Raw genomic sequence first — 13429 nt, 5'->3', positions numbered from 1 at the left:
CTTTCTATTTATAACTACGTTGTTTAAGTTCAATATCTTTAAATACAAGAGGTTCTTTATGCATTACCTCTTCACTAGGGTTGTAGGTATTCACTACTTCTTTAGGATTACCAGTGTATTGCCAAGCGGCTACATAAGCATAGTTTTTGTCGTCGCGGAGGGCCTCACCATCAGGAGTTTGATACTCTTCGCGGAAGTGACCACCACAAGACTCATTACGCTCTAAAGCGTCTTTAGCAAATAACTCACCAAGTTCAAGGAAGTCGGCTACACGACCCGCTTTTTCAAGCTCTACGTTCATACCAGTGAGTTCACCAGGTACTTTTACGTTTTTCCAGAAATCTTCGCGTATTTCGCGTATTTCTTTGATAGCTTCTTTCAAGCCTTCAGCATTACGCGCCATACCTACTTTATCCCACATCACTTTACCAAGTTTTTTGTGGAAGTAATCTACAGAGTGGGTGCCTTTATTGTTGATGAAGTAAGCCAAACGCTCTTTTACGATGCGTTCTGCTTCGTCAAACTCAGGAGTATCAGTAGGGATTTTACCGGTACGGATATCAGCGGCTAAGTAATCGCCAATAGTGTAAGGTAATACAAAGTAACCATCGGCTAAACCTTGCATCAAGGCAGAAGCTCCTAAGCGGTTAGCTCCGTGGTCGGAGAAGTTAGCCTCACCAATAGCATAACAACCAGGAATAGTGGTCATCAAGTTGTAATCTACCCAAATACCACCCATAGTGTAGTGAGTAGCAGGATAAATCATCATTGGTGTTTTGTAAGGGTTTTCGGCTACAATCTTTTCGTACATTTGGAAAAGGTTACCGTATTTGGCTTCTACGATTTTTTCACCGCGTTTAGTAACTTCTTCTTTAGTAGGTTCTACACCGTGGATTTTACATTGTTCTTTACCGTAACGTTCGATAGCAGAGGAGAAATCCAAATAAACAGCTTCACCTGTTTCGTTTACACCATAGCCTGCATCGCAACGCTCTTTAGCAGCACGTGAAGCCACGTCACGAGGCACGAGGTTACCGAAAGCGGGGTAACGGCGTTCCAAGTAGTAATCGCGGTCTTCTTCGGGAATTTCAGTAGGTTTTTTGCGTTTTTCGCGTATCGCTACTGCATCTTCCATTTTCTTAGGTACCCAAATACGTCCGTCGTTACGCAATGATTCGGACATCAAAGTTAATTTAGACTGATAGTCACCTGAACGAGGAATGCAAGTAGGGTGAATTTGAGTGAAGCAAGGGTTAGCAAAGTAAGCACCTTTTTTGTGGATTTTCCAAGCTGCAGTAGCGTTAGAGCCCATCGCGTTGGTTGAAAGGAAGTATACGTTACCATAACCACCAGAGGCAATAACCACAGCGTGAGCAGAGTGGCGTTCAATTTCGCCGGTAACAAGGTTACGAGCGATGATACCGCGAGCTTTGCCGTCTACGATTACCACATCGAGCATTTCGTGGCGGTTGTACATATCAATTTTACCACGAGCGATTTGGCGGTTCATTGCGGCATAGCAACCGAGCAAGAGCTGTTGCCCTGTTTGACCTTTGGCATAGAAAGTACGAGAAACCAATACCCCACCGAAAGAACGGTTGTCTAAGAGTCCGCCATAATCACGAGCGAAAGGTACGCCTTGCGCCACACATTGGTCGATGATGTTGCCAGATACTTCAGCAAGACGGTATACGTTTGCCTCACGAGCGCGGTAGTCACCCCCTTTTACAGTATCGTAGAACAAGCGATAGATAGAGTCGCCATCGCCCATATAGTTTTTAGCGGCATTGATACCCCCTTGAGCGGCGATAGAGTGCGCACGACGAGGAGAATCTTGGTAAGCAAATGCTTTCACGTTGTAGCCTAATTCAGCGAGGGTAGCTGCAGCCGAACCTCCTGCCAAGCCAGTACCTACCACAATCACATCGATATTACGCTTGTTAGCAGGGTTTACGAGGTTGATATGGTCTTTATATTTCGTCCATTTGTCCGCTATAGGACCTTCAGGAATTTTAGAATCTAATGTACTCATAAGATTAAGCTGTTAAAAATTTAATGTAATGGAAGAGGGCGATGAAGATAAAGCCTCCACAGATAATGTAAGAATACCAATTGCCAACGCAGCTGATAAACTTTTTGCGCTCATCGTCTTTCCAGCCCATAGATTGGAAAGATGATTGAAAGCCGTGTAGCAAGTGCAAAGCCAAAGCAATAAAGGCTAACACATAAATACCCACACGCACAGGGTTGTGGAATTTCTCTACTAATTCTCCGTAGTAGCGGTCGGGGTTTGGAGGTAATTGCTCGATGTACTTGTAGTTCATTTCGCCTACCCAAAAATCATAGAGATGCAACCCTAAGAAGAGAAGAATCACCACTCCTGTGATAATCATATTACGAGACATCCAAGTGGAGTTAGCACCCCCATTATAGCTGTAATATGCCTCACTACCACGAGCTTTTTTGTTTTGGATTTCCAAGACAAATCCCATAATGAAGTGGAACAACACCCCAGCGAGCAATACAGGTTGCAAAGCAAACTGAATAAGAGGATTGGTGCCCATAAAATGAGATAGCTCGTTGAAAGTACTCTCGCTAATCACAGAGGTGATGTTTACCGCAAAGTGAATGATTAGAAAGAGAATGAGAAAGAGTGCCGAGAGAGCCATCGCCACCTTTCTTGCAACAGATGTTTTAAATAATCCTGCCATTCGTTTTATAGTTTTTTTTATATATTTACGTTAAATAATTTCGCTACAAAAGTAAGGCATTTTTATTACCTATACAACAAAAATTACACAAAAACCTTAATTTATATTCGGTTTAAAGAAGAAGAAAAGAGTTAGTAGCCGAAATTGATTTATTAAGAGGAGATTAACATTTTGTATTGCTTTTTTTGTTCTTTATAATTTTGTTCTTCTCAATCTTAAAGCATTACTTATAACACTTACAGAACTAAAGCTCATTGCTAAGGCACCCAACATAGGAGAAAGCAAGATACCAAAGATAGGGTATAGCACCCCTGCTGCTACAGGTATACCTACGCTGTTATACACTAACGCAAAGAAAAGGTTTTCGCGTATGTTTTTCACCACCGCTTTGCTGAGTTTTTTGGCTTTTACAATTCCGCACAAGTCGCCTTTTACCAGGGTGATTTTAGCACTTTCTATGGCAATATCAGTGCCATTACCCATTGCAATACCCACATTGGCTTGTGCCAAAGCAGGTGCATCGTTGATACCATCGCCTGCCATTGCTACGATTTTACCTTCCGCTTGCAAATGCGCTACTTCCTCTTGCTTGTTTTGAGGAAGCATTCCCGCTTTGTATTGAGTGATACCTATTTCTTTGGCTACTGCCTCAGCTGTAAGCGGATTATCGCCGGTGAGCATCACGATTTCTACCCCTAAGTCTTGCAACTCTTGTATCGCTTCAGCAGTAGAAGTTTTTACTTTATCGGTTATGGCGACTGCCCCTATTACTTGATTTCCTACGACTACGAGCGAAACGGTCTTCCCTTGCGCTTGCTCCGCTTTTACAGCAGTGCTTACTTCTTCGGGCAAAGCAATATTGAGTTCTTCTATTAGGCGTTCGTTGCCAAAGAAATAATCTTTTCCTTCAAAAGTAGCTTTTACTCCTCTGCCCGCTAAGGCTTCAAAGTGGGTGAAAGGTAAGGAAGTAATGCCTTGTGCTTGAGCATATGTATTGGTAGCTTTGGCAAGCGGGTGTTCGCTATGCTTGTTAAGACTGTAAAGCGTTTGTAGCAAGTCTTTTTCGGTAGTATTGCCAAAAGTGAGCACACGACTCACACTAGGTTTACCTTCGGTGAGGGTACCCGTTTTATCTACAACCAAAGTATTAACACGGTTCATCACTTCTAAGGCTTCGGCATTGCGTATCAAGATACCGTTTTGAGCTCCTTTGCCTACGCCTACCATTACCGACATAGGGGTGGCTAAACCGAGTGCACAAGGGCAAGCGATAATCAATACTGCTACGGCATTGAGCAGGGCGTATACGTAAGCATTTTCACCTCCAAAAACCGACCATACCACAAAGGTAAGCACTGAAATACCTATCACAATAGGTACAAAGTAAGAGGCTATCTTGTCGGCTAAATTTTGAATAGGAGCACGGCTACTGCTGGCTTGTTGTACCAACTGTACGATTTGAAAGAGCAGGGTATCGCTACCTACCTTTTTGGTTTGCATCACAAAGGACTGCATACCGTTGAGCGTACCTGCTGACACCTTATTGCCCACTTCTTTTTCCACAGGAATAGGTTCGCCCGTAATCATACTCTCGTCTATGCTCGCACTGCCTTCGGTAATTACTCCATCTACGGGAATTTTCTCCCCAGGTTTTACCCGAAGCAAATCGCCTTTTTTCACTTCTTCTACAGAGACGGTTACTTCTTTGCCGTGAATAATTTTAGTAGCTTCATTAGGCGCTAAGTTCAATAGTTTTTTGATAGCGCTTTGGGTACGACTGTGGGCATCGGCTTCGAGGACTTGCCCTAAGAGTACCAAAGTGAGAATCACGGTAGCAGCTTCGAAATACAAGTGTACTGTACCGTGTTCTTTGAATTGTTCAGGAAACACATCAGGGACTAACAGTCCTACTACACTGAAAAGCCAAGCTACACCAGCACCTATCCCTATGAGAGTAAACATATTGAAGCGCAAAGTCTTGATACTGCGCCAAGCTCTTTCGAAGAATATCCAGCAGAAATAAAACACTACGGGTAGTGATAATGCAAACTGCACCCAGTTCCAAGCACTTACGGGCATTAACTCATACAGCGGATTGTCGTGCCACATTCCGCTCATTGCAATGATAAAGATAGGGAGTGTAAAAGCTACGGCACCCCAAAAGTGACGGCGTAACTTTTTGCGCTTTTGCTCTTCCGCACTTTCACCTTCAGGAGCCTCTGTGCTTACTTGCTCTACTAAATCCATACCACATACGGGACAATCCCCAGGGTGGTCGTAAGTTTTATCGCCCTCGCAGTGCATAGGGCAATAGAAAACACCATTGCCTTTAACTTTTTTGGGAGACTCTTCGTGGTGATGGTGCTCTGGTACGCTTTGAGAAAGAGTATTTTCGTGAATGCTATAATGAGTACCTTCTAAGGCTTTTTCAAGAGCTTCAAAAGGGATTTCTCTATCGGTTTCTACAATAGCTTTTTTAGTAGCGAAATCTACGGTAACGGCTGTTACGCCTGCTACTTCAGAGAGTTTTTTTTGTACGGTATTGGCACAACCTGTGCACCCCATACCTTTTATATTGTATTCCATAAGGTAGAAAGTTTAAAAACGATACCCAAAACCTATATTCATATAGATAGGATACATATCAAAAGTAATTGTTTTAAAGTCCTTTTTGAAAATATTGTTTGTTGTATAGGATAATTCAACATTGATATTGAAATGCTTGAACGCTTGCCAAGAGCCTCCTATCAGTGTGCCCCAATGCCAATGGCGGAGATGATTGCTAAAATCATAAGAGGCTATCTGTCCGTTAGTGAAACTTACTTTCTCACCGATAGGACTACCTTCTCGTAAATAACCTTCGGTAACATAGCCTGAGAAATTGCCGTCCATACGATAAGAAACGAATGTACCTAAGCGCAGTTTCCAACGATTAGCAAGGCGATAGTTCAGTGATATGGGCAGGGTAACAAATGAACTTTTGTAGGTAGTATGTACATCACCCGTCCAATAGCCCGCTACGTGGTTACCTTGTTCTATAATCTCCATTCCGTAGTTCTTTACATTTGCATCGGTTTCCATACCCTTTTCTTCGAATCGTAAGCTAGCTGAGATACCCCATTTAGGAGTAAGCCATTTGGTTACAGTCCCTTCAAATGAGCCATTAAACTTTGGGCTATATCCCTTTATCTTCCTTATTTCTTTAGGGAGTGGTATTGGGCTTGCACCTCCTATATTTACGCCAGCTTTTAGTTCGTATTCCCAACCTTTAGCTTCTGATTGTACAAGCGTTTCAGTACGTTCGTTTTGCGCGTATGAAAAACAGCTCAATAGCATTAAGCATACAATAACGATATTCTTTTTCATAACTTCATTATTCATAAGACAATTGCATTTCATCTACATAAAGAGTACTACCTACGGCTGCTGTAAAATCAGCGCCTTTTTCACTGGAACTAAGCACTATAGCGAGACTATACTTTCCTTCTTTTAGTTTTTTAGCATCGATAGAGCGACCTTTTATTGTTTTAAAAGGAATAGAGAACTGTACCCAATTATCGGTTTCTCTCTTGTCGGTTAGTTGTGCCATTAACACTATATTATTGTGCGTTTTGATGTTAGTGCCATCTAAATGAGGTACTTGAGAAGTTACCTCATAGAACACTGCATAAATATCACATTTGTCTTTTTGGTTAGGTATTACATTGCCATTTTTATCGGTAAGTTTTTCACCAGCTTTGTATTTGTAATATCCTGAGAGATGAGTAGGTTTTCTTTTGAAAGGAATCCCGAAATGGGTAGATTTTGCAGGGGTGAACAAATCTATTTCAAAACTTCCTGTGAAGAGATTACCAGCTGCAATAGGAGCACCAAAAGTTTTTCCTAAAACCCCTGTGCTTTGTGTTACGAGTTTCACGCATTTCCCTCTGTATCCACTCTCACTCTGACTTGTAGGAAACTCATCGGGTTTAGCATTACTGTTGGTAAATTTAAAACCTGCATTTCCGCTACTCCAAGCGATTTCTTGTCCGCTTACTGAGGTATCGTAAAAAGTGTAGTAGCCATCAGTAATACGAGCGTTTTCGAAGTGATAGTGAGCGATAATTTCATTAGTAAGACAACTCACTTTATAAGTTTTCTGCCAATTACCGTCCTCAGAGGTTACCACATAAGTTTGAGGGGTAGAAAAATTGCGTGCTGTACCACTGGTAGGACTGATAGTTGCCCCTTGTGTAAGGGTGAAGCGAGGGGCGAGATTTTTTACTTTATCTAAATCGGTTACGTAGAGTTTTACCTCAGTGTTTTGGATTATGGGCTCACGAATGAGCAGATTGCCGTCGACCTCACAGGTTAGGATATCGGCTTCGGTATTTGGGGCTTCGCTTTTGATACAGCTTTGCAATGTGAATAGCGAGGCTATGGTAATGATGATGTTTTGAAGTTTCATATATGCTGTTCAGTGAATTTAGACTGCAAAGGTAGGAAATATTTTTTTAATATCAATAATGCCAGAAATTAGAAAATGAGGAAATTAGTAAATGAGAAAATGAGGAAATGAGAAAATGAGGAAATGAGTAGTGATAAAAATCGTTTATTGATAGGTGAGACTTGTCGGGCAAATCGGATAGGTTAGAGAGAGCGAAAGAAAACGGAGGAGTTCGGAAGAGAGTTGAGAGAGATTTTGGTGAAAAAAGACTATGAGGAGGGTGGGGTTAGCTTATAGAGAGCTTATAGGAAGCTTATACGAATCTTGGACGATTGGTATAGAAAGGGTATATAAATTATTGATTCATAATATAATACAACAAGGTTAAAAATGTTAAAAACAGGGTTTCGAGGCGAAAGAAAAGAGAATCCTCACCCCGTCCCTCTCCCAAGGAGAGGGGGAATTGTAGGGACGGAAAAGGGAAGAAATGGCAAATGACGGGGGACGAATGACGAGGGTAATGTGGTAAAGATATCTTCAAAGGAGGAGTTGAAGCAATGCTAAGAGGGCGAATGTAGCGAGGCTGAGGTGTGTTTGCTTTGAAAAATAATAGTAGTGTTTTGTTTTCTGAAAAATAAATAGTACTTTTGCCCTTTATTGAAAAACATATTTAATATATGAAAAATATAGCTGAGAAAGATAAAAAAAACACCTCCGAAGAGAACTTGGAGATTGTAAAAAAGGTGCTTACCAAATATTTGGAAGACAATGGACACCGTAAGACCCCTGAGCGCTATGCGATTGTGAAGGAGATTTACGAATACAACGACCATTTTGACATAGAGACCCTCTATGAAAATATGAAAAAGAAAAAATATCGGGTGAGTAGAGCGACCCTCTACAACACGATTGAGCTCTTGCTGGAATGTGGTTTGGTGCGCAAACATCAGTTTGGACAAAACCAAGCGTATTACGAGAAATCGTATTTTGACCGTCAGCACGACCACGTAATCCTCACCGATACGGGTGAGATTGTGGAGTTTTGCGACCCTCGTATTCAAGCAATACAGAAAACCATAGAAGAAGTTTTTAACATTAATATTAGCAATCACTCTCTTTATTTTTACGGTACACGCAAAGCAGATGCCCCAAAAGAAGAGAAAGCAACTAAATAAAAGAAACAAAAATGGCAGTAGATTTATTATTAGGTCTTCAGTGGGGAGACGAAGGAAAAGGGAAAATAGTAGATGTCCTTACGCAAAACTACGACATTATCGCACGCTTTCAAGGAGGTCCTAACGCAGGTCATACTCTTGAATTTAACGGTATTAAACACGTGTTACACACTATTCCGTCGGGAATCTTCCACAAAGGTGCTGTAAATATTATCGGTAATGGGGTGGTGATAGACCCTATCATTTTCAAAAAAGAAATAGAGGCACTCGCTCCTTACGAGGTAAACCTGAAACAGAATTTGCTCGTCTCTCGCAAAGCACACCTTATCTTGCCTACCCACCGCCTCTTAGATGCTGCTTCGGAAGCTTCCAAAGGTAAAGCTAAAATAGGTTCTACTCTTAAAGGTATAGGACCTACCTATATGGATAAGACAGGTCGTAACGGCTTGCGCGTGGGCGATATAGAGCTCAGTGACTTTAACGAGCGTTACCGTAACCTCACCGATAAACACGAAGAAATGCTCGCTAACTACAAAGTGGATATTCAGTATAACCTACAAGAGTTGGAAACCGAGTTTTTTGAAGCGATAAAAGTGCTGAAAGAGTTTCAGCTTATCGACAGTGAAGAATACCTATACCAAGCCCTCAAAAAAGGTAAAAAAATACTTGCCGAAGGAGCACAAGGTTCTATGTTGGACATTGATTTTGGTACCTATCCGTTTGTAACCTCGTCGAACACAACGGCTGCTGGAGCTTGTACGGGCTTAGGTGTAGCTCCTCGCAGTATTGGTGAGGTAATAGGTATCTTTAAGGCTTATACTACCCGTGTGGGCAGTGGGCCTTTCCCTACCGAACTGTTCGACGAAGTGGGCGAAACAATGACCCAAGTAGGTCGCGAATTTGGAGCCACTACCGGTAGGCGTCGCCGTTGTGGTTGGCTTGATTTGGTAGCCCTTAAATACGCTGTACAGGTAAACGGAGTTACCGAACTTACAATGATGAAAGCCGATGTGCTCAGCGGTTTTGAGACTTTAAAAGTATGTACATCATATCTTTATAAAGGAAAAGAAATCAAGCACTTGCCTTACAATATAGAAGAACAGAACGTAACGCCCATATATACGGAACTCAAAGGCTGGCAACAAGACCTTACCAAACTCACCAATTACCAGCAACTCCCCAAAGAACTTTTGGATTATATCAGTTTCTTAGAGAAAGAACTCGAAGTGCCCATCAAAGTAGTATCGGTGGGGCCTGATAGAACTCAAACGATTATTCGGTAGAACATCAGTGAATTTAGGAAGTTATAAAATGAATGAACTATGAACATCATAGTACACAACCTTTACATACCGAAGAGCAATTATTAGTAGAAGAATGGTGCAAGGAAAAACAGATTTCTTTTGACAGAAGAAAAACTTATTTCACAAAAGGGTAATTAGCTTCCACAGAAAGAGGTATTGAGCAAGCTAATAACGGATTGTTGAGACCTTATACTGAAGTTAAGAAAAGAGCACGTGAAATATCCCTAAAAAATTAAAAATACTTAATATAATGAATTATCAGAATGTAACAGACTTGCCTAATAACAATACCATATTTTTGGTATGGGCATTTAAAAAAGATATAGACAAGACATTGCTTAATAATACTTTTGCAAAAGTATGTGGTTTGGTAGGGAACCTCAACAACTCGGTAGCCGACCGCTTTCCTGAAGGTCGTGCCAGTGTAACCATAGGCATTAGCCATAGAGCGTGGCTTACTTTAGGGTTACCTAAACCGCTCCCCAAAGAACTCAAAGATTTTGAGCCCATCAGAGGTAGTAAACACACTGCTGTATCCACCGAAGGCGACTTACACTTTCATATCCGCGCACACAACCCCAGCTTGGCTTACGATATGGCAGCTGCCATTAGCGAGGTAATGCAACCCATCGCCAATGGTATTGTAAACGTACAAGGTTTTAGATATTGGGACGGGCGCGCTATCATCGGTTTTGTAGACGGTACCGAAAACCCGCGTGGCGCAGAACGCGAACAGTTTGCCGTAGTGGGTGAAGAAGACCCCGATTACCAAGGAGGAAGCTACCTATTCGTACAAAAATACGTGCACGATATGAACGCTTGGCGTGCGCTCCCCGTTAGCGAACAAGAAAAAGTAATAGGGCGTAGCAAAGAAATGGACATAGAAATGGACGAGGATACCAAGCCATCGAACGCGCACTCGGCACTTGCCAATGTAGGTGATGATTTGAAAGTAGTGAGAGACAATATGCCTTTCCACGACCCCGTAAGTCACCAAATGGGCACTTACTTCATCTGCTATGCCAATACGTTTAGCACGGTAGAAAAGATGCTTACTAATATGTTTATAGGCAATCCCGCTGGCAATTACGACCGTCTATTAGATTTCAGCACTGCCGAAACAGGGACACTTTTCTTTGTACCATCTTTGGATATGTTAGACGAGTTTGCAGGATAAAAGGAACTATACAACTAATTATCCTTAACAATATACCTAAAAAACTATGAATATATTAGTACAACCTTTAAACACAGAAGAGCAACTTTTAGTAGAAGAATGGCTCAAGGAACAACAAATCTCTTTTGAAAGGAGTGAAACACATTTCACTGAAGCACAATTAACTTCCATAGAAAGAGGTATTGAACAAGCTAATAATGGATTGTTAAAACCTTATACTGAAGTTAGAAAAAAAGCACGTGAAATAGTATGTGGGAATTAGAATGGACACTAGAAGCAGAAATGCAGTATTATGATATTTTGTCTTATTGGACAAACCATAATAAATCAAACTCTTATTCTATAAAAATTATGAATGAAGTGGAGAAAAGTGAGGATTTGCTTATATATAATCCCTTTATTGGACAAGAGCATTATTTGAGCACTCCATATTTCAAGATAAGGAGTCTATTAGTTCTTAAAAACTTCTCTATTATTTACCGCATAACCGACAGAATTGAAATACTTTCTTTTTGGGATAATAGAAATGACCCTACAAAATTAGAAAGATTAACACTATGAAGCACCTTTTAACCAGCTTACTATTAGTTTATTTTATGACCACTACAGCGCAAGAAGTAGTGCCTGAAACACCTTTGGATACGATTGTGCTCAATGAGGTAATTGTAAAAGCACAGCGCAAAACACAATATACCGATAAGGCGAGCTTTACCTTTGAAAAGAAAGCTGTGGAACAAGCACGCTATGCCAAAGACCTCTTGCGCAGTTTGCCTAACCTGCACCTCAATCCTGTAACCAACCAGATTGCTACCCTTAAAAGGGGTACGCTCTTGGTATTGGTAAACGGTGTAGAGGCAACCGACCTACAAATACGCGGTATCGCTCCTCAAAACGTAGCACGCATAGACTATTACGATATTCCGCCTGCGCGATGGAGCAATAGGGCTGACACAGTGGTGGACATCATCACACGTTCGGCTGAAGAGGGGTATTCGGTAGGGGTGGATGGGCTTTCGGCACTTACTACGGGTTTTGTAGATGCTTCGGCTTATGGTAACTACACCAAAGGCAAGCATACGTTGGGAGTGGAATACAAATTGGAGTTTCGCAATTACAACGACAGACATTATGAAGAACATTCCGATTATGAACTATCGGGTGTCCGTTATGCAAACGACCAACTGTCAAAATCAGGGTTTAGCTATAATGCGCACAACGCCTCAGTGCGTTATAGCGCAGTAGTACCACAAAACTATAGTTTCCAAGCTAAAGCCGAAATGGAACTTTTGAATCGCTCTGCACATAGCAATGGCATAAACCTATTTACACAAGGCACAACGGTTAGCCATCACACATTATCAGGTAAAAGTCACGACCACTGGTTGCGCCCCAAAGTAGACCTATACTTCTCTAAAAAATTAGGCAAACGCGATGAATTGAGCGTGAACGTCGTAGGGAGTTATTACAACACTACCAAAGAAAACCTCTCAAAGGAATGGGAGACCGCAACCCAGCAGAATGTGTACGACGATGATATGGATTTGAAAGTAAAACAACGCGGTTGGGTAGGTGAAGTAGCTCATACTCATCAGTTTACTATAGGCAAACTCAATTCGGGCTACCGCATTAGCAGTACTTTTATCGACAACGACTTACGTAACTTGACAGGTACTTCGGCTTACGATGTTACCTATACCAATCAGTATTTGTACACCGAGTTTGTAGGCAAAAAGGCTAATTTTATGTACAAAGCCAGTGCTGGGCTTACCCACACCCACAACCGTAGTGCCGAAAACACTTTTACCGAATGGGTGTTTACGCCGAAGGTAGTGTTGGGTTATGAACTCGCTAATAACCAGAGTTTGCGCCTCACAAGTTACTATGTACCCCGCAGTCCGCGTAGTGCAGAACTCAGTAGCAATATAGCACAACAAGCGCCGAACATCTTGGAGACAGGAAATCCTTACCTAAAATCACAACATATATTTTGGACTGGACTCTCTTATACTTTCAACAATGAGTACACCGATTTTAACCTTCAACCCTTCTACAAAAATACCCAACGTGTGATTACTGATATTTATATCAAAGACCCCGTACGCAATGGACTACTCAGCACTTATGAAAACAGTAAATATCACGAGGAGTTTGGCTTTTCATTAGATGGTACTTTTAAACCATTAAGGAATGATTTATTTGTATTTTCAGCTAATATAGCCCCTACACGTGAGACTTTGGTTACTGATGTTGGACTACGCGCTCGCAATGATTATATCGACAACAACCTATCACTTACTTTTACCTATAAAGATTTGAGGGTAGATTACAGTTTCAACTTTCCTATTTATTACATAGACGGCAACACTATGAGCACTTATGAAAATAACAATGATATTTTTATAGAATACCAGTTAGGTAGTTGGACACTTAAAGGTGGTGTGTTTTGGTTAGGAATGCCTTCGGAATACAAGATGAAGAGCAGTTACGAAGGTTTGGTAAACCAGCATAGTTATACCTACATAGAGAACAACCGCAATATGTTTGTATTAGGGATTAGCTACGATTTCTCCAAAGGAAAGAACAATTCGGTAGACAAGAAGCTCAACAACGATACCGCTCCTGCAGCGCAGTTTTAA

General features: G+C 41.4%; 11 protein-coding genes. 6 read left to right on the top strand and 5 right to left on the bottom strand.

The window, feature by feature from the left end; all coding sequences use genetic code 11:
• Positions 1-4: 4 nt before the first annotated feature.
• From C3V44_RS11560 to C3V44_RS11540, 5 genes are all read right to left on the bottom strand, one after another.
• Positions 5-2032: a fumarate reductase/succinate dehydrogenase flavoprotein subunit gene (locus C3V44_RS11560; protein ID WP_106096563.1), complete on the bottom strand. Its 2028-nt coding sequence runs from the start codon at positions 2030-2032 to the stop codon at positions 5-7.
• A gap of 4 nt (positions 2033-2036) precedes the next feature.
• A complete protein-coding gene (locus C3V44_RS11555) occupies positions 2037-2711 on the bottom strand; it encodes a succinate dehydrogenase cytochrome b subunit (RefSeq protein ID WP_016479113.1) in 675 nt (224 codons plus the stop codon).
• Between the two features lie 192 nt (positions 2712-2903).
• Positions 2904-5297 (bottom strand): heavy metal translocating P-type ATPase, encoded by a 2394-nt coding sequence (locus C3V44_RS11550; RefSeq protein WP_106096562.1) that lies wholly within the window; start codon positions 5295-5297, stop codon positions 2904-2906.
• A 12-nt stretch (positions 5298-5309) separates the two neighbouring features.
• Positions 5310-6092, bottom strand: a complete 783-nt coding sequence (locus C3V44_RS11545; protein WP_106096561.1) for a porin family protein — start codon at positions 6090-6092, stop codon at positions 5310-5312.
• A complete protein-coding gene (locus C3V44_RS11540; protein ID WP_106096560.1) occupies positions 6085-7158 on the bottom strand; it encodes a PCMD domain-containing protein in 1074 nt (357 codons plus the stop codon). The genes C3V44_RS11545 and C3V44_RS11540 overlap by 8 nt, the downstream gene beginning before the upstream one ends.
• Before the next feature lie 656 nt (positions 7159-7814).
• Between C3V44_RS11540 and C3V44_RS11530 the strand changes: the two genes are divergently transcribed.
• The 6 genes from C3V44_RS11530 (at position 7815) to C3V44_RS11500 (ending at position 13429) form a co-directional block, all read left to right on the top strand.
• Positions 7815-8312 carry a Fur family transcriptional regulator gene (locus tag C3V44_RS11530; RefSeq protein WP_106096559.1) on the top strand — a complete coding sequence of 166 codons (498 nt, stop codon included), beginning with the start codon at positions 7815-7817 and terminating at the stop codon, positions 8310-8312.
• 11 nt (positions 8313-8323) lie between these two features.
• The gene (locus C3V44_RS11525) at positions 8324-9595 is read left to right on the top strand and encodes an adenylosuccinate synthase (RefSeq protein WP_106096558.1); all 1272 of its coding nucleotides are present in this window, start codon (positions 8324-8326) and stop codon (positions 9593-9595) included.
• A gap of 271 nt (positions 9596-9866) precedes the next feature.
• The gene (locus C3V44_RS11515; RefSeq protein ID WP_106096557.1) at positions 9867-10793 is read left to right on the top strand and encodes a Dyp-type peroxidase; all 927 of its coding nucleotides are present in this window, start codon (positions 9867-9869) and stop codon (positions 10791-10793) included.
• A gap of 46 nt (positions 10794-10839) precedes the next feature.
• Positions 10840-11055, top strand: a complete 216-nt coding sequence (locus C3V44_RS11510; RefSeq protein ID WP_016479107.1) for a hypothetical protein — start codon at positions 10840-10842, stop codon at positions 11053-11055.
• A complete protein-coding gene (locus C3V44_RS11505) occupies positions 11043-11354 on the top strand; it encodes a type II toxin-antitoxin system RelE/ParE family toxin (RefSeq protein WP_009418832.1) in 312 nt (103 codons plus the stop codon). Before C3V44_RS11510 ends, C3V44_RS11505 begins: the two co-directional genes overlap by 13 nt.
• Positions 11351-13429, top strand: coding sequence for a TonB-dependent siderophore receptor (locus C3V44_RS11500; protein ID WP_106096556.1), 2079 nt, complete (start codon positions 11351-11353; stop codon positions 13427-13429). The genes C3V44_RS11505 and C3V44_RS11500 overlap by 4 nt, the downstream gene beginning before the upstream one ends.

Origin of the sequence: Capnocytophaga sp. oral taxon 864 (genome assembly GCF_002998835.1) — a bacterium.
Taxonomy (GTDB): domain Bacteria; phylum Bacteroidota; class Bacteroidia; order Flavobacteriales; family Flavobacteriaceae; genus Capnocytophaga; species Capnocytophaga ochracea.
Note: the sequence above shows the minus strand (reverse complement) of the source record. Positions and strands in the feature narration are given on the sequence as shown.